The 24,759-nt window shown below is 68.8% G+C and carries 24 protein-coding genes; 16 read left to right on the plus strand and 8 right to left on the minus strand.

The features are described from left to right. Positions 1-141: 141 nt before the first annotated feature. Positions 142-1,116, minus strand: a complete 975-nt coding sequence (locus tag G6035_RS06665) for a bile acid:sodium symporter family protein (protein WP_176616295.1) — start codon at positions 1,114-1,116, stop codon at positions 142-144. Between the two features lie 152 nt (positions 1,117-1,268). Continuing rightward, positions 1,269-2,003: a DUF981 family protein gene (locus G6035_RS06670; RefSeq protein WP_256127789.1), complete on the minus strand. Its 735-nt coding sequence runs from the start codon at positions 2,001-2,003 to the stop codon at positions 1,269-1,271. Positions 2,004-2,132: 129 nt separating this feature from the next. Here G6035_RS06670 and G6035_RS06675 point away from each other — a divergent pair, with 129 nt between their 5' ends. Further along, a complete protein-coding gene (locus G6035_RS06675) occupies positions 2,133-2,738 on the plus strand; it encodes a TetR family transcriptional regulator (RefSeq protein ID WP_176616297.1) in 606 nt (201 codons plus the stop codon). On the opposite strand, the gene G6035_RS06680 is transcribed toward G6035_RS06675, so the two are convergent. After that, on the minus strand, positions 2,735-3,841 hold the full coding sequence (locus G6035_RS06680; RefSeq protein WP_176616298.1) for a GTP pyrophosphokinase family protein: 1,107 nt from the start codon (positions 3,839-3,841) through the stop codon (positions 2,735-2,737). The two genes, G6035_RS06675 and G6035_RS06680, sit on opposite strands and share 4 nt — an antisense overlap. 101 nt (positions 3,842-3,942) lie before the next feature. On the opposite strand from G6035_RS06680, the gene G6035_RS06685 reads away from it, so the two are divergent. The 5 genes from G6035_RS06685 (at position 3,943) to G6035_RS06705 (ending at position 8,358) form a co-directional block, all read left to right on the plus strand. Next, positions 3,943-4,893 (plus strand): carbohydrate kinase, encoded by a 951-nt coding sequence (locus G6035_RS06685; RefSeq protein WP_176616299.1) that lies wholly within the window; start codon positions 3,943-3,945, stop codon positions 4,891-4,893. Then, positions 4,886-5,401: a YbhB/YbcL family Raf kinase inhibitor-like protein gene (locus tag G6035_RS06690; RefSeq protein ID WP_176616300.1), complete on the plus strand. Its 516-nt coding sequence runs from the start codon at positions 4,886-4,888 to the stop codon at positions 5,399-5,401. Before G6035_RS06685 ends, G6035_RS06690 begins: the two co-directional genes overlap by 8 nt. Positions 5,402-5,569: 168 nt before the next feature. Further along, positions 5,570-6,379 (plus strand): HAD family hydrolase, encoded by an 810-nt coding sequence (locus G6035_RS06695; RefSeq protein WP_176616301.1) that lies wholly within the window; start codon positions 5,570-5,572, stop codon positions 6,377-6,379. Positions 6,380-6,388: 9 nt separating this feature from the next. Next, positions 6,389-7,213, plus strand: coding sequence for a glycerophosphodiester phosphodiesterase (locus G6035_RS06700; protein WP_256882219.1), 825 nt, complete (start codon positions 6,389-6,391; stop codon positions 7,211-7,213). 29 nt (positions 7,214-7,242) lie between these two features. Next, positions 7,243-8,358 carry a glycerate kinase gene (locus tag G6035_RS06705; protein WP_176616302.1) on the plus strand — a complete coding sequence of 372 codons (1,116 nt, stop codon included), beginning with the start codon at positions 7,243-7,245 and terminating at the stop codon, positions 8,356-8,358. Between the two features lie 94 nt (positions 8,359-8,452). Here G6035_RS06705 and G6035_RS06710 read toward each other — a convergent pair whose 3' ends face one another. Together G6035_RS06710 and G6035_RS06715 are read right to left on the minus strand one after the other, a co-directional pair. After that, on the minus strand, positions 8,453-9,754 hold the full coding sequence (locus G6035_RS06710; protein ID WP_176616339.1) for a uracil-xanthine permease family protein: 1,302 nt from the start codon (positions 9,752-9,754) through the stop codon (positions 8,453-8,455). Positions 9,755-10,305: 551 nt separating this feature from the next. Continuing rightward, on the minus strand, positions 10,306-10,617 hold the full coding sequence (locus G6035_RS06715; protein ID WP_113716468.1) for a helix-turn-helix transcriptional regulator: 312 nt from the start codon (positions 10,615-10,617) through the stop codon (positions 10,306-10,308). A gap of 53 nt (positions 10,618-10,670) precedes the next feature. Between G6035_RS06715 and G6035_RS06720 the strand changes: the two genes are divergently transcribed. The 3 genes from G6035_RS06720 (at position 10,671) to G6035_RS06730 (ending at position 15,060) form a co-directional block, all read left to right on the plus strand. Further along, entirely contained in the window at positions 10,671-11,606 is a 936-nt protein-coding gene (locus G6035_RS06720) for a cation diffusion facilitator family transporter (RefSeq protein ID WP_176616303.1), read from the plus strand. Between the two features lie 91 nt (positions 11,607-11,697). After that, positions 11,698-13,284 (plus strand): FMN-binding glutamate synthase family protein, encoded by a 1,587-nt coding sequence (locus G6035_RS06725; RefSeq protein WP_176616304.1) that lies wholly within the window; start codon positions 11,698-11,700, stop codon positions 13,282-13,284. A gap of 54 nt (positions 13,285-13,338) precedes the next feature. Then, the gene (locus tag G6035_RS06730) at positions 13,339-15,060 is read left to right on the plus strand and encodes a thiamine pyrophosphate-dependent enzyme (RefSeq protein ID WP_176616305.1); all 1,722 of its coding nucleotides are present in this window, start codon (positions 13,339-13,341) and stop codon (positions 15,058-15,060) included. Positions 15,061-15,114: 54 nt separating this feature from the next. Here the strand turns inward: G6035_RS06730 and pgm are convergent, their stop codons facing one another. Then, the gene (pgm, locus tag G6035_RS06735) at positions 15,115-16,758 is read right to left on the minus strand and encodes a phosphoglucomutase (alpha-D-glucose-1,6-bisphosphate-dependent) (protein ID WP_176616306.1); all 1,644 of its coding nucleotides are present in this window, start codon (positions 16,756-16,758) and stop codon (positions 15,115-15,117) included. Between the two features lie 225 nt (positions 16,759-16,983). On the opposite strand from pgm, the gene G6035_RS06740 reads away from it, so the two are divergent. The 4 genes from G6035_RS06740 to G6035_RS06755 all read left to right on the plus strand — a co-directional run bounded on the left by G6035_RS06740 (position 16,984) and on the right by G6035_RS06755 (position 19,209). Further along, the gene (locus G6035_RS06740) at positions 16,984-17,484 is read left to right on the plus strand and encodes a DUF4190 domain-containing protein (RefSeq protein WP_176616307.1); all 501 of its coding nucleotides are present in this window, start codon (positions 16,984-16,986) and stop codon (positions 17,482-17,484) included. Positions 17,485-17,568: 84 nt separating this feature from the next. Beyond that, entirely contained in the window at positions 17,569-17,895 is a 327-nt protein-coding gene (locus tag G6035_RS06745; RefSeq protein WP_176616308.1) for a rhodanese-like domain-containing protein, read from the plus strand. Between the two features lie 48 nt (positions 17,896-17,943). After that, a complete protein-coding gene (gene pheA, locus G6035_RS06750) occupies positions 17,944-18,876 on the plus strand; it encodes a prephenate dehydratase (RefSeq protein WP_176616340.1) in 933 nt (310 codons plus the stop codon). A 99-nt stretch (positions 18,877-18,975) separates the two neighbouring features. Next, positions 18,976-19,209, plus strand: a complete 234-nt coding sequence (locus G6035_RS06755; protein WP_176616309.1) for a hypothetical protein — start codon at positions 18,976-18,978, stop codon at positions 19,207-19,209. A gap of 49 nt (positions 19,210-19,258) precedes the next feature. Here the strand turns inward: G6035_RS06755 and G6035_RS06760 are convergent, their stop codons facing one another. Next, positions 19,259-20,326, minus strand: coding sequence for a diacylglycerol kinase family protein (locus G6035_RS06760; protein ID WP_176616310.1), 1,068 nt, complete (start codon positions 20,324-20,326; stop codon positions 19,259-19,261). A gap of 51 nt (positions 20,327-20,377) precedes the next feature. Here G6035_RS06760 and serS point away from each other — a divergent pair, with 51 nt between their 5' ends. Further along, entirely contained in the window at positions 20,378-21,655 is a 1,278-nt protein-coding gene (gene serS, locus G6035_RS06765; protein WP_176616311.1) for a serine--tRNA ligase, read from the plus strand. Positions 21,656-21,729: 74 nt separating this feature from the next. Next, positions 21,730-22,599: an HAD family hydrolase gene (locus tag G6035_RS06770; RefSeq protein ID WP_176616312.1), complete on the plus strand. Its 870-nt coding sequence runs from the start codon at positions 21,730-21,732 to the stop codon at positions 22,597-22,599. Positions 22,600-22,621: 22 nt separating this feature from the next. Here the strand turns inward: G6035_RS06770 and G6035_RS06775 are convergent, their stop codons facing one another. Continuing rightward, entirely contained in the window at positions 22,622-23,110 is a 489-nt protein-coding gene (locus tag G6035_RS06775; RefSeq protein WP_176616313.1) for an inorganic diphosphatase, read from the minus strand. A 212-nt stretch (positions 23,111-23,322) separates the two neighbouring features. Here G6035_RS06775 and dacB point away from each other — a divergent pair, with 212 nt between their 5' ends. Beyond that, complete coding sequence (gene dacB, locus G6035_RS06780) at positions 23,323-24,723, plus strand: D-alanyl-D-alanine carboxypeptidase/D-alanyl-D-alanine-endopeptidase (protein ID WP_176616314.1); 1,401 nt, start codon at positions 23,323-23,325, stop codon at positions 24,721-24,723. Positions 24,724-24,759: the final 36 nt, after the last annotated feature.

Below are 24,759 nucleotides of genomic sequence, written 5' to 3' on the forward strand. Positions count from 1 at the left end.
CACCGGGCCCAACGGCTGCGGCCAGTCCAGCCATGAACGCCACCAGGCGCCCCCATGGTCCCCGGCATCGAGGCGTGGATGAAGCGGGTCCAGGCGGAGTGAACGGGACGGGGTAGACAGGCCGGCTGGACAGGGGTGCCGCTACTTGGCGGCGAGCGGCTTGCGGGCCAGCCAGGCGGCCACGACCGCGCCGGAGATGTTGTGCCAGACCGAGAACACTGCGGAGGGCAGGGCGGCCAGCGGGGAGAAGTGGGCGGTGGCCAGGGTGGCCGCCAGGCCCGAGTTCTGCATGCCCACCTCGAAGGCCAGGGCACGCCGGGCGCGGGCGTCCAGGCGGCCGGCCTTGCCGGCCAGGTAGCCCAGGCCCAGGCCAAAGCCGTTGTGCAGGACCACGGCCAGGAACACGATGCCGCCGGCGGCCACGATCTTGGACGCGGACCCCGCCACCACAATGGCCACGATCAGGGAGATGACCACGGCGGAAATCCACGGCAGCACCGGCACCACAAAGTCCACCACACGGTTGAGGAACAATCGCACCAGCAGGCCCGCGATGACCGGCAGCAGCACGGTCTTGAGGATGTCCAGCATCATGGCGCCGGCGTCGACGTTCAGGAAGGAACCGGCCAAAAACAGCGTCAGGGCGGGCATGACGATGGGGGCCACGAGCGTGGAGACGGTGGCAACGGCCACGGACAGGGCAACGTCGCCCTTGGCCAGAAAGGCCATGACGTTCGACGACGTCCCGCTGGGTGCGCAGCCCACCAGGATCACGCCGGCCGCCAGCTCCGGGCTCAGGTGCAGGCCCATTGCAATGAGCCAGCCCGCGCCGGGCATGATGACGTAGTGGGCGGCGAGCCCCAGTGCCACGGCCCACGGGCGCTTGGCGACGGCGGCAAAGTCGGGCAGCGTCAGCGTCAGGCCCATGCAGAACATGATGATGCCCAGCAGGTACGGCACGGACGGGGCCATCGGCTTGAAGGAGCCGGGGAGCAGGAAGCCGAGGACGCCGGCGACGATGACGAGCAGCGGGAAGACCGTCACGGCGATCCTCGCGGTGCGGTCCGCCTGGGCGGGCGTGGTGGATGTCGGGCTGGATTTGGTTGACTGGGGCACCTTTATATTTTCCGCCGGGTCCAGCCCGTGAACAAGTCATCCCATTATGTGGACGTGATGGGATGGGGTGCAACGGCCCCGGCGGCCCGGGGACCGCCCGGGGACCGCCCCCGGCCCGGCACCCGGCCCGGCACCCAGGCCGGGCCTGCGAGCTACATGGTGTGGACGATGAGGCCGATGTGCGTGAAGTAGTTCATGGCACCGAAGAGCAGGAACGCCAGCCCGGCCAGGAACCACACCACGCCGATCACCTTGACCAGCCCGGCCGCGGCAGCGCCGGACGTGCGGAGCTTGGCAACGGCGACGGGGAACAGCACTGCGCCGACGCCGACGAGGGCGAACAGCCCGGACATGAACGTGGCCTCAATCATGGGGTAGGCGGCGAAGGTTCCGGAAATAGGCTCCTCGGCCGGCGCGGCAAAAAGCTGGTAGGTGATGCCGGCTGCGGCGATCGCGAACAGGCTCAGGCCCAGTCCGCCAATGAAAAGGGACAGCGGGCGGGCCGTCGTGGCCGCGAAGGCAACCGGGTCGGGGGCCGAGGTGAGGGCCCCGCCGCGGCGCCACAGGTAGAAGGCCGCGCCAAGCAACAGCACGCCAAAGCCCAGGCTGGTCTCACCGAAAATGATGTTGTCAAACGGGAAGCCGCCTGCGGCCATCGGCCACGTCAAGGTCATGTGCAGGCCGGTGGCGGTGAGGATCAGGCCCAGCACGCCAAAGGCCATGGACCAGCCGTCGGTGCTGACGGCGGCGTCCTTGTTGCGGCGGAGCCGGAGGAGGTCACGGCCAAAAATGACCACTGCCAGCAACCCGGCCCCCGCGGCCAGTGACATGATGGTGTTGTACGTAGGCATAGTCGCCCAGTCAATCTTGAGAGCTTCCGCTGCCATGCTCATGATGCAATCGCTTTCCCTGTTGCGTGGGTCGGTCTGGCCCATCCTAAAACCCATACTGTTGTATGGCTTTTGGTGTAGCGCCGGAAGCGGTGGAAATATTCCGGCAGTCCAGTCGAGCGGGGGGTGGGAACAGTCAAGCAACGTCGTAGCCAGGCCAAACGGGAGCTGATGGCCGTGGCAGCCGCGCAATTGCTCATTGACGAGGGCCCCTCCGCCGTCACGCACCGACGCGTGGCCGAGGCCGCCGGGCTGGCCGCCGGCTCCGGGAACTACTATTTTCCGTCCAAGAAGGACCTGTTCCGGACTGCCGTTGCAGGGGCCGAGGACCTGCGCGCCGAAAGCGCCCTCAAGGCCGCCCTGGACTGCCGGCGCGGTGAATCCAGCCTCGTGTCGGTGGCACTGCGGCTGACGGGCATCTATTTTGCCCCCAGGCTGGGCCCGGACGTGGTCACCATGCGGCTCAACCCGATCCTGGAGGCCGGCCACGACCCGGAACTGCAGGAGATCATCCGCAGCCACCGGCCGCTGTTGGCGCAGGCCCTGAACCTCGGGCTGGAACGCATGACGGGCCGGATGCTGGCGGACGGCGACATGGAGATGCTGGTGCAGAACATCGCGGCGTCGCTGCTGTACGGCTTTGCCCTCGGGGAGGAGGACCCGCTGTCCTATTCCACCCGCTCGACGGCCAGGCTGCTGGAACTGCTGGGCATACGGATCCCGGCCGTCTAAAAGCCCATGGCCTTGCGGTAGCGCTGCATTTGCTGGTGGCGGCGCTGCAGGCTGTCGCGCCGCGGTGTCTGCCCGGCGTCGGCGTCCTCAGCCGTCAAGTCGATGTGGCTCTGGCCAAACTGCCACAGCAGCAGGTCGTCCAGCAGCCTGTCCGGGCCCGGGGAGTAGCGGTGGTCCAGGGCCTTGCGGACGTTGGAGATGATTTCCGGCTGTAGCAGCGCGGCCAGGTCGATGGTCCTGGTGAGCCCGTGCGCGGCGACCAGCTCGGCGGCCCAGCCCCAGTCGTCGTCGGCCTTCCGGTCCACATGCGGGAGCAGGGTCTGCCACACGGCCTTGATCCGGTTCGGGGTCAGCGACTCCGCACCTTCGCCTTCCGCGTCCCAAAAGCTCGTCACGGTCTCGTAGCGTTCGTGCAGCTCCGAGAAGGCCGATTCCACGGTCTCCAACATGGCCGCCGTGGCCGTGAACTGGCGGTCAAAGTACGGGCTCCAGGCACGCGGGTCCTGCGCCTTGAAACGGATGTCGTGCTCAATCTCGCTCCAGGCATGGGCAAAAATGGTGCGGATCTGGCACTCAAAAAAGTAGCTGCCGTTGGCCTTGGCCTCCGGATCCAGCACCTCCTGGTACGCCCGCACCACGTCATTGTGGATGCTGCGCAGGATCAGGTGCCGGCTGGAATAGCCGTAGGTGCCGGATTCGATGGAGCCAATGTCCTTCTCCCGGTCCCCGCGGCAGTCAAAGATGTTCCGGCGCCGCTTGATCAGGTTCGCCACGTTGGCATTTTCCCCGGGGAGCGTGGTGATGACCCGCACCCCCACCATGTCGGTAAGATTGCGCAGCGGCTCCGGAAATGCCAGCACGGGGGCGGCGCCGGGTTCGGCGGCCACCATCCGCGATGCCTTCTCCCGGAACGACTCCACCGTCTTGGTGCGGCTGGTGACAAACAACGGCCGCTCGTCCGCGTCTTCCATGACCTCGCGCACCAGCGCCTCCATTTCCGCCGTCACGGCCAGCAGCTGCGGGCGGGCACGTTCATAGGTGGCGACGGAGGCGGCGACGGAGGGACGCAGTGATTCGTCAAGGCGTTCCCAATGGCTGCTCATGCCTTCGAGCCTATGTGCAGCGGCCGGTGGAAGGCGAACATGCCGCGGGGGAAATTTCGCCGCGTTCCACCCTTTTCCGGCCATGGCCGTAGGCTGGTGGCATGCTGACGGTAATCGGTGAAGCCCTGATCGACGAAGTGGTGCGCCCGGGGCGGAAACCGGTGCCGCACGTGGGCGGCAGCCCCCTGAACGTGGCCGTGGGGCTGGCCCGGCTGGGCCACCCCGCGCAGTTCCTGGGCCGCTTCGGCAGGGACGCCTACGGTGACATGATCGCCGGGCATCTCAAAGACAACGACGTCCTGGTGCCCGTGGCCCCGGACGGGCTCCCCACCTCCGTTGCCCGTGCCGTCGTCGGTGCGGACGGCGCCGCCGAATACGAGTTCGCGCTGGACTGGGAACTGCCGTCCGCGGACGGCCAGGGCGTCCCCAGCTTCATGCCGGCCGCCACCACGCTGCTCCACACCGGCTCCATCGCCGCCATGCTGGCCCCGGGAGCCGGGCAGGTCTTCGACGCCGTCGTTGCCGCCCACCCCTCCGCCACCATTTCCTACGACCCCAACGCCCGCCCCAGCATCATCACGGACGCCGGCTACGCGAGGGCGCAGGCCGAAAAGTTCGTGGCGCTCGCGGACGTCGTCAAGGCCTCCGACGAGGACCTGCTGTGGCTCTACCCCGGCACACGTCCGAAGGATTCGGCCCGCCGCTGGCTCGCCATGGGCGGCACGGAAGGGCCCGCCGTCGTGGTGGTCACGCAGGGCGCGGCCGGCCCCTGGGCCGTGTGCGCCGCCGGCGAGGCCGCGTGCGCCGTCCCGCCCACGGCCGTGGTGGACACGGTGGGCGCCGGGGATTCCTTCATGGCCGCGCTGCTGGGGGCCCTCGTGGACCGCGAACTCGACGGCGCCCAGCGCCGCGACGCCCTGCGTGCCATGACCCGTGAACAACTGGAGGAAATCCTCCGTTACGCCTCCCGTGCCGCGGCCATCACGGTGTCCCGCGCGGGCGCCAACCCTCCCACCCGAAAAGAACTGCAGGAAGGCCAGCCCCATGTATGATTTCGACCCCTACTCATTCCTTGCCCCCGTCCCGGACTTCACGCTCACCAGCACTTCCTTTGCCGACGGGGCCACCCTGCCGCTGCGCCAAGTCAATCCCGGCGGCCACCCGGACGGGCAGGACCTGTCCCCGCAGCTGTCCTGGTCCGGGTTCCCGGAGGGCACGCGCAGCTTCGCCGTCACCATGTACGACCCCGACGCCCCCACGGCCAGCGGCTTCTGGCACTGGGCCGTGGCCAACATCCCGGCGTCCGTGGCGTCCCTGGCGGAGGGTGCCCCTTTGCCCGACGGCGCCCTGGCCCTGAAGAACGACGGCGGGTTCCCCGGCTACATGGGCGCCGCACCTCCCGCCGGGCACGGCCCGCACCGCTACATGGTGGTGGTCCACGCCGTCGACGTCCCCGCGCTGGACGTGGACCCGAACGCCACCCCGGCCGTGCTGGGCTTCAACCTGGCCTTCCACACCCTGGCCCGCGCCCGGATCACGGGAATTTTCGAGGTGCAGTAAGGGCTGCCCCCAACCCGCACGCTTTTCGCCGTCGCACATCGATGAAGGGGCCAACCCGCCAAAGAGGTGTCAACTGACACCTTCCTCGCGGGTTGGCCCCTTCATCGGCGATAAGGCATGCTGGGCGGCCCCGTGCACCCTTTCCCGTGAAGTTGGATAGCCTTGGGTATGCGCTTAATTGCCAGTGACATCGACGGAACCATTCTGGGGCACGACGGACGGATCAGCCCCCGCACCGTGGCCGCCTTCCGCGATGCCGCCGACGCCGGGATCGACATCGTGTTCGTCACCGGCCGCCCGCCGCGCTGGCTGGACCCCATCCGGGAACAAATCGGCCACACCGGAACCGTGATCTGCTCCAACGGCGCCGTCACCTACAGCCTGGAAAGCGAGTCGGTGGTGGCCTCGCACCTGCTTTCGTGGGAGACGGTGGCCGAGGTCCGCGCCAGGATCACGGACCTGGTCCCGGAGCCGTATTTTGCCTTGGAAAGCCTCGACGGCTTCCACGTGGAACCCGGCTTCCTTGCCAGGGACCGCCCGGCCAATGTCAGGGACGTGGTGCCCGCGCCCTTGGCCCCGTCGATGGAGGACGGCGGCATCATCAAGATGCTCTCCATCCTCCACTCCGGCACGGCGGATGAATTTCTGGAGCTGGTCCGCCCGAGCATTGGCAGGCTGATCGCCGTCACGCACTCCGCGCCGGATATGGCCCTGCTGGAAATGGGGCCGCTGGGCGTCAACAAGGCCGTCACCCTCGCCGAGTACGCCGCCTCCAAGGGCATCGAGGCCGCGGACGTACTGGCGTTTGGCGACATGCCCAACGACATCGAAATGCTCGGCTGGGCCGGCGCCGGCTACGCCATGGCCAGCGGCCACCCGGATGCGCTCGCCGCCGCGGCCATGCAGGCCCCACGCATGGTGGACGACGGCGTGGCCCAAATCATCGAGCAGCGCCTCGCCGCACTGCACCGGACGTAGGCGGCGGACGTGAAGCGCGCCAAGCCCTACCTGGCATCGCCCGTCCCGCTGGCCATCGCCCACCGCGGATTCGCCCCCGCCGGAGGCGAAAACACGCTTCCCGCCTTCCGGGCAGCCCTGGACCTGGGCTACCTCTACCTGGAAACCGACATCAACACCACCAGTGACGGCGTCACCATGGTCTTCCACGACCCCACCCTGGACCGCGTCACCGACAAGGGCGGGGCCATCGCGGAACTGCCCTACGCCGTCGTCCGGCAGGCACGCGTGGCCGGGCGGGAACCCCTCCCAACGCTGCGGGAACTCTTTGCCTCCTTGCCGGACGCCAATTTCAACATCGACGTCAAGGATGGCCGGTCCGCGGCCAACCTCGCCGCGCTCATTGGGGAATTCGGCCTGCATGACCGGGTCTGCGTGGCGTCGTTTTCAGACCGGCGGCGGAAGGACGTGCTCGCGCGGCTGGGCCGGCCGGTGGCCTGTTCACCCGGCAAGACGCTGCTGGCCGCCTATTTTGCGCTGCAGTCATGGATGCCCGTGCCGGTCCTGGCGGCCATGATGCGCACCGTGGACGTGCTGCAGGTCCCGACGCACTACAAGTCCATGAGGCTCGTGACGCGGCGGTCCGTCGCGAAGGCCCACCGGCTGGGGCTGAAGGTGCACGTGTGGACCATCAACGACCCTGCGCAGATGCACCGGCTGCTGGACCTGGGCGTGGACGGCATCATGACAGACCGTGCGGAGCTGCTGGCCGGCGTCATGCGGGAGCGGGGGTACTGGCCCGCGGAGGGGAACCCCGCGGCGCCGGGCTCCACGGCGCCCGCCCCGACTGCGTAACATGCCGGCCGGGCTGGCAGGATGGAGCCATGCGAATCCTGATTGCGCCCGACAAGTTCAAGGGCACCCTGACCGGCGTCGAAGCGGCCGCCGCCATGAGCGAAGGCGCCCTCCGGGTCTACCCCGACGCCGTGGTGACCACCCTGCCCGTGGCCGACGGCGGCGAGGGCACCCTTGAGGCGGCCGTCGCAGCCGGCTTCGAGGAGCACCTCAACCCCGTGGTGGGTCCTATCATCAAGCCGGTGGGCGCAGCCTGGGCCATCCACCCGGACACCCATGTGGCCGTCATTGAAACCGCCCAGGCCAGTGGCTACCTGCTTTCCGAGCCCACCGTGGAGAACGCCTTGCGGGCCCATTCCTACGGTTCCGGGCAGCTCATTGCCGCCGCCCTGGAGGCCGGTGCCACCGAGATCATCATCGGCCTGGGCGGCTCGGCCATGACCGACGCCGGTTCCGGCGCCCTGCGCGCGCTGGGCCTGAAGCTGCTGGACGCCCACGGCAACCTGGTGCCGCTGGGCGGCGGCTCGCTGCTGGACGTGGCCGCCGTCGACGCGTCCGGGCTGGACCCGCGCCTGGCCACGGCCAGGATCCGCATGGCCGTGGACGTGGACAACCCGCTGTACGGCTACAACGGCGCCGCCCACATCTTCGGCCCGCAAAAGGGTGCCGACGACGACGCCGTGGAGAAACTCGACGCCGGGCTGCGCCACCTGGCGTCGCTGGTCCGGGAGAGCACCGGCGTGGACATTGACATTCCGGGTGCCGGGGCGGCGGGCGGCTTTCCGTCGCTGTTTGTGGCGTACGCCAACGCCTCGATTGAGCGTGGTTTTGACCTGGTTGCGGAGCTGGTGGGGCTGGACGCGGCGCTGGCGGACGCGGACCTGGTCATTACGGGCGAGGGCTCCATGGACGCGCAGTCCCTGTCGGGGAAGGCGCCCATCGGCGTGGCCGACGCCGCCCACGCGAGGGGGATTCCCGTCGTCGTGGTGGCCGGCCGGATTGCCGTGGCGCCCCAGGAGCTGGCGGCGCACGGCGTGGTGGCGGCAGTGAGCGCCACCGATGTGGCCGGATCGCCGGAGGCCGCCCTGGCCGACGCAGCCCGGCACACAACGCGGGCCACCTCGGAGGCCCTTAACGGCATCTAAGCTGCCGCCGGTTGAGCCTGTCGCCGGTTGAGCCTGTCGAAACCCGGATCCCGACACGCCCGGTCACCCGGGGCGGTGGGTCACCGGGCCTCGGTCAGAGGGCGGGTTCCTTTTCCGGCTCCAGGGGGTCTGCCGCCGTGCCGCGCCACGTCGCCAGCGCGTGCATGCCGTGGTAGACCACCAGGGCCGCGGCCGTGCCGAGCGCAATGCCGGCGAACTGCAGGCCGCCCACGGCCCAGGTGTAGTCGGCCACGCCCACGATGAGCGCCACGGCAGCGGTGGTCAGGTTGATGGTGTTGGAAAAGTCCACCTTGTTCTGCACCCAGATCCGCACTCCCAGCACACCGATCATGCCGTACAGCAGTGTGGCCGCGCCGCCCAGCACGCCCACGGGCACGGTGGCGATCAGGGCGCCGAACTTCGGGAAGAAGCTCAGCAGCAGCGCCGTGCAGGCCGCCACATAGTAGGCCGCCGTGGAGTAGACCTTCGTGGCCGCCATGACGCCAATGTTTTCCGCGTAGGTGGTGGTGCCGGAGCCGCCGCCGAGACCGGCCAGGGTGGTGGCGACGCCGTCGGCCATGATGGCGCGCCCGGCGTAGGGATCCAGGTCCTCCCCGGTCATCAGCGCCACCGACTTCACGTGGCCGATGTTCTCCGCCACCAGCACCAGCACCACGGGCACAAACAGGCCGATCACGGCGACGTGGAACGTGGGCGCCTGGAACGGCGGCAGCCCGATCCAGGCAGCGCCGTCGATGCCGGAGAAGTCGACCTCGCCGCGCAGCACGGCCACGACGTAGCCAACCACCACGCCCACCAGGATGGACAGCCGGCCCAGGATGCCGCGGAAGAGCACGCTGACCAGGATGATCACCAGCAGTGTGGTGAACGCGGTGACGGGGGCCTTGAGGAAGTTGTCTTTCGCGGACGGCGCCAGGTTCAGCCCGATCAGCGCCACAATGGTGCCTGTCACGGGCGCGGGCATGAGCCGGTTGATCCAGGTGGCGCCGAACTTCTGCACCAGCGCGCCGATCAGGGCCAGCACGACGCCGGCCATCACCACCCCGCCCAGCGCCCCTCCCACGCCGAACTCCTTTTGGGACGCCATGATCGGGGCGATGAAGGCAAAGCTGGAACCGAGGTAGCTGGGGACGCGGCCGCGGGTGAGGAGCAGGAAGAAGAAGGTGCCGATCCCGGAGAAAAACAGGGTCGTGGCCGGCGGCATTCCTGTAAGGATGGGCACCAGGAACGTGGCGCCGAACATGGCCACCACATGCTGCAGGCCGATCCCGATGGTCAGCGGCCAGGCCAACCGCTCCTGGGGTGCCACCACCTGGCCCGGCTTGACGGTCCTGCCGTCCCCGTGGATGGTCCATTTGGTGCCCAATAGGCTCATGGCAGTGCCTTCCCAGTGTGTGGTGTGTGCGCAGAACAGGTGCGCGGCCACGGACAAGGATATCGGCCCCGGCGCCCCTGCCGGAAATGGGGTCCGGGCAGGATCGGTGCGGAAATTGACGCCAAGGACGTTGAAAAGGAGGAGGCCCACGGGAACGGTGGGGTCGTTGACAGGGCCGCCGATGCGGATCCTGGCCTCGCGGCGGGTGGGCCCATCGACGATGCCCTTTGCATTGCGCAACGACCGGGCCAGGCGGTCGGGCTTGGTGACGGCCAGGGCATCCCCGCACCGGTGAGGCCATGGCCGGTGAAAGTCACCTCCGGTGGCACCCCGGGGGCGGTCAGGGCCTTCTTTTGAGTTGTGAGGTCTTGGTCACGGGTGGATGCTCGGGCGTATCCACTGGGAGAGTCCGGTCATGGTTTTGAGTGTCGTGTTTAGCCTCCCCTTGCGGGGACTGGTTGCATCCGGGGCAACGACGTCCCGTGCGGCTTGATCCTCTGAGCGTGCATGCCCGTACCGATCTACCACGGGCCCGGAAGCGGGCGCCGCAACTACGGGTGGGGCAGGTGGCCCTCGCTGGCTTGGAGCACGACGCCGAGCAGGTCGTTGAGTGCATGGGCGAGCGCCGGGTGGGCCAGTTCGTAGCGGGACCGGCGCCCCTCCTGGACGGCCACGGCCAGGCCGCAGTCGCGCAGGCAGGAGAGGTGGTTGGACATGCTTTGGCGCGAGACCTCCAGCTTGTCCGCGAGGGCCGCCGGATAGTTCGGTGCGTGGGCCAGCTCCATGAGGATCTGCGCCCTGGTGGGGTCGGAAATGGCATAGCCAAACCTGGCCAGCACGGCAGCGTTGCTAATGGGCTTCATTCTCATTATGGTACACCCTTTGATGGATTCATTGGAAGATGTACTATGGTGGCATGTCAGGACACAGCCATTCGCATGGACACAGCCACGGCGGGGCCCCCGGGGAAACCCACCAGGGCCGCATCGCCGTTGCGCTGGGCGTGACCTTGGCCGTCTTTGCCTTGCAGCTCATCGGTGCGCTGCTGACGGGTTCGCTGGCCCTGCTGTTCGACTCCGCCCACGTGCTGACCGACGCCGGCGGGCTGGCCATGGCGCTGCTGGCTGCCCGCCTGATGGCCAGGCCGTCCACGAACCGGCGCACCTGGGGCTTTGCCCGTGCCGAAGTGCTGGCCGCAACGGCACAGGCCGCGGTGTTGCTCGCCGTCGGCCTGGTGGTGCTGGTGGAAGGGGTGCAGCGGCTGTTCCATCCGGCGGACATCGCCTCCCGGGAAATGCTGGTTTTCGGTGCGATCGGCCTGGTGGGAAACCTGATTTCGCTGTTTGTGCTGCTGGGCGGGCGCAGCCGGAACTTCAACATGCGGGCGGCGTTCCTGGAGGTGCTCAACGACGCACTGGGTTCGGTGGCGGTCATCGTGGCGGCGGCTGTCATCGCGGCCACCGGCTGGATGCAGGCCGACGCCGTCGTGGCCATGCTCATCGGCGTGCTGATCCTGCCGCGCGCCGTGAAGCTGCTGCTGGAAACCATCGGCGTCCTGCTCGAGTCCACCCCCGCCGGGCTGGACCTGGCCAAGGTGCGCGAACACATCCTGGAACTGGACCATGTCCGTGAGGTCCACGACCTGCATGCCAGCCAGATCGCCACGGGCCTGCCGGTGCTCTCCGCCCACGTGGTGGTGGATCCCGAATGCTTCCACGACGGGCACGCCGCCGCCATGCTCGATTCCCTCCAGCACTGCGTCGCCGGCCACTTTGACGTCAGCGTGGAGCACTCCACGTTCCAGCTGGAGCCCCTGGGACACGCCGAACACGAGCCCGGCACGCACCACTGACGCAGGGAAGGTGTTGCCGGGTGGGCCCACGGTGCAGGGGTCCCCGGCCGACGTACGAGGCGGGGGAGCAACCGGGGAGTAGCATGGCCCCATGTTGCGGATCACAATGTTGTGTGCACTGGCTTTCCTCACGCTTGCCGCCGTGGCGCTGGCCTGGTTCACGGGAGCGGGGTGGTGGGTGGCGGTGGCCGTCCTGCTGTTCCTGCTGCTGGTGGCAATCCACGACGTGGTGCAGAAGCGGCATTCGGTGTTGCGCAACTACCCCGTCCTGGGACACATGCGCTTCATGCTCGAATACATCCGGCCCGAGATGCAGCAGTACTTCATCGAGCGCAACTTTGACGGCCGACCTTATGACAGGGACACCCGCTCCCTGATCTATGAGCGGGCCAAGGGCACCAACCAGGAGAAGGCGTTCGGCACGGAACGGGACGTCAACGCCGTCGGCTATGAATATCTGGTGCACAGCACGGCGCCGCTGGAGCCTCCGGAGCACCAGCCCCGGGTCCGGATCGGCGGGCCCGACTGCACGCAGCCCTACGACATGGCGCTGCTGAACGTTTCCGCCATGAGCTTTGGCGCGCTGTCCGCCAACGCGCTGCTGGCCTTGAACAAGGGCGCCGCGATGGGCGGCTTCGCCCACGACACCGGGGAAGGCGGCCTCACCGACTACCACCTGCGCCACGGCGGGCACCTGGTGTGGGAAATCGGCAGCGGCTACTTTGGGGCACGGACCAGGCAGGGCGACTTCGATCCGGACATGTATGCGGACAAGGCGGCCCACCCGTCCGTGCGGTGCCTGAGCCTGAAGCTGAGCCAGGGCGCGAAGCCCGGCATCGGCGGGGTGCTTCCGGCCGGGAAGGTCACCGCCGAAATTGCGCAGGCCCGCGGCGTCCCCCAAGGCGAAAAATGTGTCAGCCCCGCCTCCCACAAGGTGTTCTCCACGCCGCGGGAGCTGGTCCTGTTCATGGCCAGGATGCGCACCCTGGGCCAGGGAAAGCCGGTGGGATTCAAGCTGTGCGTCGGGGCCCGCAGTGAGTTCCTGGGCATCTGCAAGGCCATGGCCGCAGAAGGTATCACACCGGACTTCATCATCGTGGACGGCTCCGAAGGCGGCACGGGGGCTGCACCCCTGGAATATGAAGACCACGTGGGCACGCCCCTGACCGAGGGGCTCATGCTGGTCCACAATGCGCTGGTGGGCACCGGGCTGCGGGACCGCATCCGCATCGGTGCCTCCGGCAAGGTCGCCACGGGCACCGACATCATCAAGCGCGTCATCCAGGGTGCGGACTACACGAACGCCGCCCGGGCCATGATGATGGCGACCGGCTGCATCCAGTCCCAGCGGTGCCACACCAACCAGTGCCCGGTCGGTGTCGCCACCCAGGACCCGCGCCGGGCATCAGCCCTGGACGTCGAGGATAAAAGCCACCGGGTCCAGCGCTACCAGCACGCCACCGTCAGCGAGGCGCTGCGCATGGCCGCCTCGATGGGCGTGCACAACTTCTCGGAGCTGTCGCCGGCCATGCTCCGGCGCCGGATAGGCCACATGAACACCCAGTCATATGCGGAACTGTACAACTGGCTGGAGCCGGGCGAGCTCCTGCACGAGCCGCCGCAGGACTGGGCGCAGGACTGGGCCGCTGCCAGCGCCGACTCGTTCCCACGCAGCTAGAAATCCACCGGCCGCTCCACCGCCGTGCGGCCACGTCCAACCAGGGAGAAGACAATGGGCACTCTTGCCGGCATGATCGTCACTGCGCTCGCGGACCTGGGCGTCCGGCAGGTCTGGGGCGTGGTGGGGGATGCGCTGAACCCGCTTACGGACGCCATCCGGACGGAAGAGCGGCTGGAATGGATAGGGGTCCGGCACGAGGAGGCGGCCGCCTTTGCCGCCGGTGCCCAGTCCCAGCTCTCCGGCGTGCTCGGCGTCTGCATGGGCACGGTGGGGCCCGGATCCATCCACCTCCTGAACGGCCTGTACGACGCAAAGAAGTCGCGCACGCCCGTGCTGGCCATCTGCGGCCAGGTGCCCAGCGCGGAAATCGGCAGCGGCTTCTTCCAGGAAGTCAACAACGATCAGCTCTTTGCCGACGTCGCAGTGTTTTGCAAGACGGTGACCAGTCCCGGGCAGCTGCCCTACCTGCTCGAACAGGCGGTCAACGCCGCCCGCACCCTGTCCGGCGTCGCGGTGCTGAGCATCCCCGGGGACATCGGCTCCCAGCCGGCGGACTCCGACGTGCGGCCGCACTTTGTGGATGTCCGGCGGCGGCAGTCCCCGGAGCCGGATGCCGTCGCCGTCGCCGCGCAGGCACTCAACGGCGCCGGGGCGGTCACCATGCTGGTGGGCATGGGCGCCAGGGAGGCGCGGACCCAGGTGCTGGCCGCCGCCAGGGCCCTCCAGGCACCCATGGTGCTGACCCTCAAGGCCAAGGAGGGCCTGGAGAAGGACAATGACTTCCAGGTGGGCCAGAGCGGGCTGATCGGCAACCCGGCCGCCCTGCATGCCCTGGACTCCTGCGACGTGCTGCTGATGGTGGGCACGGACTTCCCATACCGGGAGTGGCTGCCCGAAGGCAAGGTGGTGGTCCAGCTTGACGTGCGCGGGGAGAACATCGGAGCACGCATCAACGTGGACCACGGGGTGGTGGGCGACGCCGCCCTGGCGCTGGACCTCCTGCTTCCCTTGCTGCGCGACGGCCGGGACGGGGGCCACCTGGCCGGCGCCCGCAGGAAGTACGTCGATTGGACGGCGGAACAGGCGCGGCTTGCGGCGCCGGGCTACGAAGCGACGCTGACGGGAAGGCTCCGCGCCGCGGTGGACAACCCGCAGGAGCGGATCCGGCCCGAAGCTGTGGCCGCCGCCGTCAACGCCCATGCGGACCAGGACGCCATTTTCACCTCCGACACCGGCATGTCCACGGTCTGGCTCTCCCGCTTCGTCGCCATGGACGGGGACCGGCGGCTGCTGGGCTCCTACAACCTCGGCTCCATGGCCAACGCCATGCCCCAGGCGCTGGGCGCAGCCGCGCTGGACAAGTCCCGGCAGGTCGTGGCCTTTTGCGGGGACGGCGGGCTGACCATGCTGCTCGGGGACCTGCTCACGGCAGTGGCCTACGACCTCCCCGTGAAGCTCGTGGTGTTCAACAACGGCCGGCTGGGCATGGTGAAGCTGGAGCAGGAGGAGGTGGGGCTGCCCGAGTTCGGGACCGTTCTGCACAACCCCGACCTGGCCGCGGTGGCCGGTTCCTGCGGCCTGCACGCGGTCCGGGTCGAGGCGGCGGAGGAACTGGACGCCGCCATCAGCGCGGCCCTGGCCCACCCCGGCCCGGTGCTGCTGGACATCCTTACCAACCCGGACGAGGTCTCACTGCCGCCGAAGACGACGCTGCGCCAGGCATTCGGTTTTGCCGCCGCCAAAATCAAGGAGACGCTCGGCCCGGCGGATTAGGGGCAGTGCCGGGCGAGGGTGCCCCGGCGAAATTACCCGGCGAGGGTGCCCCTGTCAGGCGATGACGCCGTCCACGAGCGCCTTTGCCTCGGCCTGGACCTGCGCCAGGTGCTCCGGGCCCTTGAAGGACTCGGCATAGATCTTGTACACGTCCTCGGTGCCGGAGGGGCGGGCGGCAAACCAGGCGCTGTCCGTGGTCACCTTCAGCCCGCCGATGGCCGCCCCGTTGCCGGGGGCCTCGGTCAGCTTGGCCGTGATGTCCTCGCCGGCCAGGGTGGTGGCCGTGACGTCGGTGGCGGACAGCCTGCCCAGCGCTGCCTTTTGCTCCCGGGTGGCGGCCGCGTCGATGCGCGCGTACGACGGCGCCCCGAAGCGGGCGGTCAGCTCACCATAGTGCGCCGAGGGGGACTTGCCCGTGACGGCGGTGATTTCCGAGGCGAGCAGGGCCAGCAGGATGCCGTCCTTGTCCGTGGTCCAGACCGAGCCGTCCTTCTTCACGAAGGAGGCGCCGGCGGATTCCTCCCCGCCAAACACGCCCTCGCCGGAGAGCAGGCCGGGCACAAACCACTTGAAGCCCACGGGCACCTCCACGAGCCGGCGGCCCAGGTCGGCGGCCACCCGGTCAATAATGGAGGAGGACACCAGGGTCTTGCCCACGCCCGCGGTGGCGGGCCACTGGGGGCGGTGCGTGTACAGGTACTGGATGGCCACGGCCAGGTAGTGGTTGGGGTTCATCAGGCCCGCATCCGGGGTCACGATGCCGTGCCGGTCGGCGTCGGCGTCGTTCCCGGTGGCGACGTCGTACGGCGCGCCGGACTCGAGCTTGTTGATGAGGGACGCCATGGCCGACGGCGAGGAGCAGTCCATGCGGATCTTCTCATCCCAGTCCAGCGTCATGAACGCCCACTGCGGGTCCACGGTCGGGTTGACCACGGTCAGGTCCAGGTGGTGGCGCTCGCCGATCTCGCCCCAGTAGTCCACCGACGCCCCGCCCATGGGATCGGCGCCGATGCGCACGCCGGCGGTGCGGATGGCGTCCAGGTCCAGGACGGAGGGAAGGTCATCGACGTAGCCGGAGAGGAAGTCGAACTTGCCCGTCGTGGATACGTTCAAGGCATCAGCCAGCGGCACGCGCCGGACGCCGCGCAGCCCGGCCTCCAGCAGCTCGTTGGCGCGGTTGGCGATCCAGCCCGTCGCGTCGGAGTCCGCCGGCCCGCCGTGCGGGGGGTTGTATTTGAAGCCGCCGTCGCCGGGCGGGTTGTGGGACGGGGTCACCACGATGCCGTCCGCGACGGCGTCGGTCCGGCCCGCGTTGTAGCTCAGGATCGCATGCGAGACGGCCGGGGTGGGGGTGAAGGCGTGGCGGGCGTCGATGAGCACCTGCACGCCGTTGCCCGCGAGCACCTCCAGCGCCGTGTTTTGTGCCGGCTCGCTGAGCGCGTGGGTGTCCTTGCCCATGAACAGCGGGCCGGTGATGCCCTGCCCCGCACGGTATTCCACAATGGCCTGGGTGATGGCGGCGATGTGGCCCTCGTTGAAGGAAGCCTTCAGCGACGAGCCGCGGTGCCCGGAGGTGCCGAACGCCACGCGCTGCCCTGGATCGCCCAGGTCGGGGGAAATGTCATAGTAGGCGTCCAACAACGACGTGAGGTCAACAAGGTCCTGGGGGAGGGCAAGTGTGCCCGCGCGGCTAGCCATGGTCCCAGCATGCCAGAGGAGGCAGTCCCGGCGCATCCATTCGTCACAGTATGGACGCCGGAGCATCTCCAGCCGGCTGCCGCGGCGGGTGCGCAGGGCGGCCCCGGCGGCGCGGCCGGCATGCCCCACAGGGGCCGCGCACGTGCCTGCACTACGATGGAGGGCAGGAATCGATGAGTTTACCTGCCTCCCTCCCGGAGGCCCGGAACACAGCAGGAGCCAGCCTTGTCCAACCAGCCGGAACAGCCGCAGCCGTATTCCGGAACGCCTCCGGCCTACGGGCCGCCCGACTACGTTGCGCAGCCCGGCCGGCAACCCTACGGCCAGCAGGGCTACGGCCAGAACCCCTACGGCGCACCGGCCCAGGTGCAGTTCTCCCAGCCCCAGTACGGTCCGCCTGCCCATTACCAGGGCGCGCCCGGCTACGTGGATGCCGGCAGCGGCCCCCGCGGGCTGAGCCTGTCCAGCATGATCATCGGCCTGGCGTCCCTGTTCATTGCGGGCTGGCTCATCATTCCCCAAATTGTCGGGATCGTCCTGGGCCACATCGCACTGTCCCGGGAAAGCCCGCAGGGCCGCCCCTTCTCCATCACGGGCCTGGTCACCAACTACCTGGCCCTGCTGATCTATCTGGGGATCTACGCGTTCCTGATATACGTGGTGGCCACGTTTGACGGCGCCTCCACCACCGGGGACACCTGGTCCTCCGCGGCCTCAAGGATTTAAGCGCCGCGGACGGCGCCGGGCGTTGGACGGCACAGAGCGTTAAGCTTAATCGCAGTGCACCCGCCAATATTCAGGAGTAAAGCCATGTCAGACATCATGAACGTCACTGTGGAGGAGCTTCCGGGGGACGCCGTGATCTTGGATGTCCGCGAAGACTACGAGTGGGAGGCCGGGCACATTGACGGTGCCGTCCACATCCCCATGGAACAGCTTCCGGAGCGCCTGGACAGCCTGGACCCCGATGTGGACGTCAACGTCATCTGCCGCACCGGCGGGCGTTCCTTCCGTGCCACCACCTGGCTGACGGAGAACGGCTACAGCGCGTTCAACGTGGTGGGCGGCATGGGTGCCTGGTTTGAGGCCGGCAAGCCCATGACCAGCGAAAACGGCGAAACACCCCGCGTCCTCTAACCACCCGCCGACCGGCACAGCAGAAAGACGTCGACTTCGATGAACACCATGACCGGCAGCTCACCCCTGCCCTACACCTTCCTGGGGCCCGGCGGCACGTTTACCGAGTCTGCGCTCCTGCAGGTGCCAGGCGCCGCGGAAGCCGAAAGGGTCCCGGCCACCAACGCCGCCGACGCCCTTGCCAAGGTCCGCACGGGCGTGGCCCGAGCGGCCATGCTGCCCATTGAAAACTCGATCGAAGGCGGCGTGCCGGCCACGCTGGATGCCATTTCCAACGGTGTGGAGCTGCGGATCCTGCACGAGGTGGTGGTGCCCGTCAGCTTTGTCCTCGTGGCCCCGTCGGGGGTCTCCCTGCAGGACATCACGCACGTGGGGACCCACCCGCATGCCTGGGCACAGACCCGGAACTGGTTCCAGGACCACCTGCCCGACGCCGTCCACGTCCCGGCCAACTCGACGGCCGCGGCCGCCCATGAACTCCTCGGCAGCGGCGCCGCCTTCCAGGCGGCCGTCTGCGCGCCGCTCGTGGCCGAACAGACCGGCCTGGCCATCCTGGCGGCCGGCATTGAGGACAACATCGGCGCCGTCACCCGCTTTGTCCTGGTGGGCCCGCCCGGGGAACTGCCCGAACCCACCGGCGCGGACAAGACCACGGTGGCCATCCCGCTCCCCGAGGACCGGCCGGGTGCGCTGATGGAAATCCTGGAGCAGTTCGCCAGCCGCGGCGTGAACCTCAGCAGGATTGAGTCGCGCCCCACCGGCCAGTTCCTGGGCCACTACATTTTCAGTGTGGACGTGGACGGCCACATCCGCGACGCCCGCGTGGCCGACGCCCTGCGCGGCCTGCACCGGGTCAGCCCTGAGCTGCGGTTTTTGGGGTCGTACCCGCGGGCGGACCGGCAGCCGCCGTTCATCCGGCCGTACAACGCCGACACCGCCTTTGCCGACGCGGCAGCCTGGGTGGAGGCGCTGCTGGGCTGATCCGGTGCGGCTTCTTCCCGCCGGCGTCCCGCAAGCCTATGCTGTGGGTATCCGCCAAGCATGCGGAGCAGGCGAGGCAACAGAAAGGGGCCGGGAGCCATGGACACCCACGGGATCAAGGACAGCAGCCAGGACGGCACCATCGTCAACCCTGGCAGGGATGAAGGCCGCGACACGTCAGTGGGCGACGAGGGCGACAACGCCAACGAGTTGCGCTTTGACGAAGAGCAGCGCCTGATCATGGAACAGTCGCACCGCCCCGAAGAAGAAGCACGCCTGGTCCGGGAGCAGTCGCTGCGCCAGGAAGAGGCGGACCGCCTCATCGAGGACTAGCCGCCGCGCAGGCAGTTCAACGCCCTCCGGAAGCCACGCAGTCCGGAAGCTAGGCGGGGTTGTCGGGGGCGGCCACGCGCACCAGCACCGCCTTGTGCTCGACGCCGACCCTGACCACCGTGGCCGTTCCGCACGGGTCGCCGTCCACCTGCGTCTCCACCGGCATCACGGTGCGGATCACCAGCTTCCTGGACCGGTAAAAGTCAATGACCGGCAGCCGGTTCTTGTGCTGGAACACGATCTTGCCGACCATCGCCACCCAGCCGATCGCGCTGCGCGGGCTGATGACCACCACGTCCAGCACGCCGTCGTCAATGAGTGCAGCCGGCACAAAGTCGATGCCGCCGGGCAGCAGCCCGCAGTTGGCAAAGAGCACGGAGCGGACCTTGCGCTGCTGCGCCGGCTGGTCGTCCAGGGCGATGCTGACCTTTTTGCGCCGTCCGGCCATGTGGCGCAGTCCGGCCTCGCTGTAGGCCAGCCAGCCCACCGACTCCTTCAGCTTTGAATTCGTGTCATTCATGACCTCGGCGTCCAGGCCCAGCCCGGCGATGACCATGAAGGAATGCTGGGAGACGGAGCCGGTGACATGGTCCTCAATCTCCATCAGGCCGGCGTCGATGTGCCGCTGGTGCCCGAACAGGGCAACCTGGACGTTCGCGGCCACGTCGTTGACATCCAGGTCAAGGTTGCGGGCCAGCAGGTTTCCGGTGCCCAGCGGGATCACGGCCAGGGGGACTTCGGTGTGCCGCAGTTCCTGGCCCACGGCGCGCACGGTGCCGTCCCCGCCGCCCACAATGACGACGTCGGACTTGGCCGCCAGCGCCTGCCGCGCCATGGCGTGGCCCGGGTCCGCGGCGGTGGTCTCCAGGAACAGCGGCTCCGGCCAGCCGGCCAAGGTGGTGGAGCGCAGCAGCAGCGTCTTGGCGGCGGCGGCCCCGCCCTTGGTCGGGTTGTAGATGAAGGCCACCCTCTGCGCTGCGGCATGGATTTTGTGCGGGGGCTCGGCCACGGCGCTGCGCGTGTGGTTTTGTGCCAGCTTGCGGACCCCCAGCCAGCTGAAGCCGGCGGCGAGCAGGACGGCGGCCACGATGACGATGATGAGGACTCCAGTTGGCATGATTCTCTAACCTTAGCCGTTTGGTTTGTCTTGATTGGATAGGCTTAGGGCGTGATCGATGTAAGAGACCTCTGCGAAAATCCTGCCAAATACCGCGCCAGCCAAAGTGCCCGCGGAGACGAACCGTCCGTGGTGGATGACATCATTGCCGCCGATGCCGCCCGCAAGTCCGCGATCAGCGCCTATGAGGCCCTCCGGGCGGAGCAAAACCTGTACGGCAAGAAGGTGGCCCAGGCCAAGGGCGAGGAGAAGCAGGCACTGCTGGCCGACGTCAAGGGACTGGCCGTGCGCGTCAAGGCCGCCGCAGCCGCCTCCGACGAGGCTGCCGCCGAGGCGGACCGGCTGGTGCGGGCACTGCCCAACCTCGTCTCCGACGGCGTCCCGGAAGGCGGCGAGGACGACTTCGTCACGGTCAGGAAGGTGGGCACGCCCCGAGAATTCCCCGACTTCGAGCCCCGCGACCACCTGGAGATCGGTGAGCTGATTGGCGCCATCGACATGGAACGCGGCGCCAAGGTCTCCGGCTCGCGGTTCTACTTCCTGAAGGGCGTGGGGGCCCGGCTGGAAATGGCGCTGCTGCAGATGGCCATGGACCAGGCCATCGCCGCCGGCTTCACGCCCATGATCACCCCCACCCTGGTGCTGCCCGAAACCATGGCCGGCACCGGCTTTGACGTCCAGCACGACGCCGAGATCTACCGCCTGGCCGACGACGACCTCTACCTGGTGGGCACCTCCGAGGTGGCCCTGGCCGGCTACCACGGCAACGAGATCATCGACGTCAATGAACCCATCCGCTATGCGGGCTGGTCCTCCTGCTACCGCCGCGAGGCCGGCTCGCACGGCAAGGACACCCGCGGGATCATCCGGGTCCACCAGTTCAACAAGGTGGAAATGTTCGTCTACACCACCCCGGAAAAGGCCGCGGAGGAACACCTGCGCCTGCTGGCCTGGGAAGAGGAAATGCTGGCCAAGGTCGAGCTGCCCTACCGTGTCATTGACACGGCCGCCGGCGACCTCGGCGGCTCCGCGGCCCGCAAGTTCGACTGCGAGGCCTGGGTGCCCACGCAGAACAACTACCGCGAACTGACCTCGACCTCCAACTGCACCACCTACCAGGCCCGCCGGCTGAACATCCGCGAGCGTGTCATGCACGACGACGGCACCAAGGGCGGCACCCGGCCGGTGGCCACGCTCAACGGCACCCTGGCGACGACGCGCTGGATTGTGGCCATCCTGGAGCACCACCAAAACGCGGACGGCTCCGTCACGGTTCCGGCGGCGCTGCGGCCATACCTGGGCGGGATGGAAGTGTTCCCCGTCCTGTAAAGTTCACCCGGCGTTCACGGCACATGTGGGCCCGCTCCTAGGTTCCAGGCAGGGCGGTCTGCTTCACTGGAAGCATGACAATGACAGCAATGACAGCCGTCCCTGGCATCGATGACCAGGAATCCGCAGCTTCGGCCCCTGCAGCAAGCACCCGCCGCCATCTCGTGGCCCTTGACGTTGACGGGACCCTCGTGGACCACGACGGCACCATGACCGCCGCCGTCCGGGACGCCGCCACGGCCGTGGTGGACGCCGGCCACGAAGTGGTGATCGCCACCGGCCGCTCCCTGGGTGCCATGCTCCCCGTGGTGGAACAGATCGGGATGGTCCGCGGCTACGGCGTGTGCTCCAACGGAGGCGTGACCGTCCGCCTGGACCCCGCCCTGGACCGCGGCTACGAGGTGGTCGAACGGGTCACCTTCAGCCCGCGCGCCGCCCTGACCACGCTGCGTGAGAAGATTCCGGGGGCCCGCTTTGCCCTGGAGGACGGCGAGGGCAACTTCCTCTCCACCTCCCGCTTCCAGGACGCCAGCTTCGGCATCGAGGCCCGCGGCGTGGATTTCAACCACCTGCTGGACGCCCGGGCCGTGCGCGTGGTGGTCAACAGCGCGGAAGCCAGCACCGAGGATTTTTCCGCAGCCATCGCCGCCGCCGGGCTGCACGGCGTCGCCTACGCCGTGGGCTGGAGCGCCTGGCTGGACATCGCCGCCTACGGCGTCACCAAGGCCACCGCGCTGGAAAAGCTGCGGGCCGGGATGGGCATCGACCCGGGCCTGACCGTGGCGGTGGGTGACGGTTCCAACGACATTGACATGCTCCGCTGGGCCGGCCGCGGCGTGGCCATGGGCCAGGCCGCGGCGGACGTGCTGGCCGCAGCCAACGAGGTCACCGACTCCGTGTACGACGACGGCGCAGCCGCCGTCCTGCGCAGCCTGCTCGCCTAGCGGGGCGCCGCCGTCGAACGTTTTAGTGCCCTTCGGACCCGAAGCGCTTGATGGAGGCTTCCAGCTCCGCCTCGGCGGCGGCGCGGTCGGCCCAGCCGTCGGCCTTGACCCACTTGCCGGGCTCCAGGTCCTTATAGGTGGTGAAGAAGTGCTCGATCTCCTTGATCAGGAACGGGTCCAGGTCGCTGGCTTCCTGGATGTGGTCGAAGCGCTTGTCGGCCGGCACGCACACGAGCTTGGCGTCCCCGCCGGACTCGTCCTCCATGTTGAAGATGGCGATGGGGCGCGCGTCCAGCACGATCCCGGGGAACAGGTCCACGTCGGGGTACCAGACCAGGGCGTCCAGCGGGTCGCCGTCCTCGCCGAGCGTGTTGTCGAAGAAGCCGTAGTGGGTGGGGTACTGCATGGAGGTGAACAGCACGCGGTCCAGGCGGACGCGGCCGGTTTCGTGGTCAACCTCGTACTTCACGCGTGATCCGCGGGGGATCTCAATGGTGACGTCGTGCTTCATGGGGTGCTCCTCATCATGTGGTCGGCAGTGCCGTGGTGGCGCGGCCGGGCGCGGCCGATCGCGTAAACTTGCCTCTGTATGAGGATATAGGCGGATTTTGCTTCACTGAAACCCTGCCGATCCCCGCCCGCGTCATCCGGCCGGGACTTCACCTGCCCGGCGGCACCGTTGAGCCATTGCCGGGCCCGCTGCCGCGAAGGAACACCTAAGACATGGGACGCACGTCCAAAGCCCTGACGAGCGCATTGCTCATCCTGGCCCTGGCCGCAGTCACCGTGCCTGCCGGCGTGAACCTGGCCCCCGCCCTGCTGCCGGGGAAGACGGCCGCCGCGCCCGCGCCGGCCGCACAGCTGGCCCCCACCTCGCTGTCCACGCTTCCCGGCGTGGCCCCGCTCCCCGCCACTGCGCCCCTGCCGGACCCGGCGAAGCTGGGGAAGGCCATGGATGCGGCATTGGCCCTGGGCAACGCCGGCCAGTTCAGCGCGTATGTCACGGATGCCGCGAGCGGCACGGTGCTGTACTCCAAGGACGGCGACAGTGCCCGCACCCCGGCCTCCAACCTGAAACTGCTCACGGCCACGGCCGCGTTGACCGTGCTGGGAGCCGGCACGCGGCTGCAAACCTCCGTGGTGGCCGGCGACGAGCCAAATGTGATCATCCTCCGGGCCGGCGGGGACTCCATGCTGTCCGAGGGCAGGAGCGATCCCACCGCCGTCATGGGCCACGCCGGCCTGGCAACCCTGGCCGCCAAGACTGCCGCCGCACTGGCCGCCGGCGGGGTCAAGGGCCCCGTGACACTGCGCATCGACGACCACCTTTTCACCGGCCCCGCGCTGAACCCGGCCTGGGACCCCGGCGACGTGAACGCCGGTGAGATCGCCCCGGTCTACCCGATGGCCCTTTATGCCGGCCGGACGTCAGCGGGGGCGGACGGGCCGCGGCCGCAGGACTCCGCCCTGGCCGTGGCCGTCGCCTTTTCCGCCGCCCTGAAGGATGCCGGCGTCGAGGTGGCCGGAGCCATCACCAGGACGCCCGCCGCCACCACATCCCCGGCCGTGCTTGCCTCCGTCAGCTCAGCCACGGTGGCCCGGCAGGTGCAGTACCTGCTGACCGAATCGGACAACTACATGGCCGAGGTCATGGGCCGGCTGGTGGCCGTGAAGGAAGGCCGGGCGGCGGACAACACCGGATCCGTCGCCGCCGTCCGCAGCGTCCTCGCCCGGCTGGGCCTGCCGCTGCCCGGCGTCGTCACGGTGGACAACTGCGGCCTGGCCGGGGCCGACCTGATCAGCGCCCACCAGCTGGTGCAGGTGGTCTCCCACCTGCTGGCCCATGCCGGCTCGGATGCGGGACAGGCGCTGGAAGGCCTGCCCGTCGCCGGCCTGACGGGCACCCTGGGCGGCCGCTTCAGCGCAGCCGACACGGTGGCCGCCGCGGGCGTGCTCCATGCCAAGACGGGCACCCTGAACCGGGTCTCAACGCTGTCCGGCTATGTGGTCAACGCACAGGGGCGCCTGCTGGCCTTCTCCCTCATGGGCAACCAGCTCGACGGCGGCCCGGCCTCCGCCATCCCCGCCATCGACGCCGCGGCCGCCGCCCTCGCCGCCAGCTGACCGCCCCGCCACAGGGAAGTGTGATCTCATGGTGGA

Source organism: Arthrobacter sp. SDTb3-6, from assembly GCF_013376095.1.
Classification (GTDB): Bacteria; Actinomycetota; Actinomycetes; order Actinomycetales; family Micrococcaceae; genus Specibacter.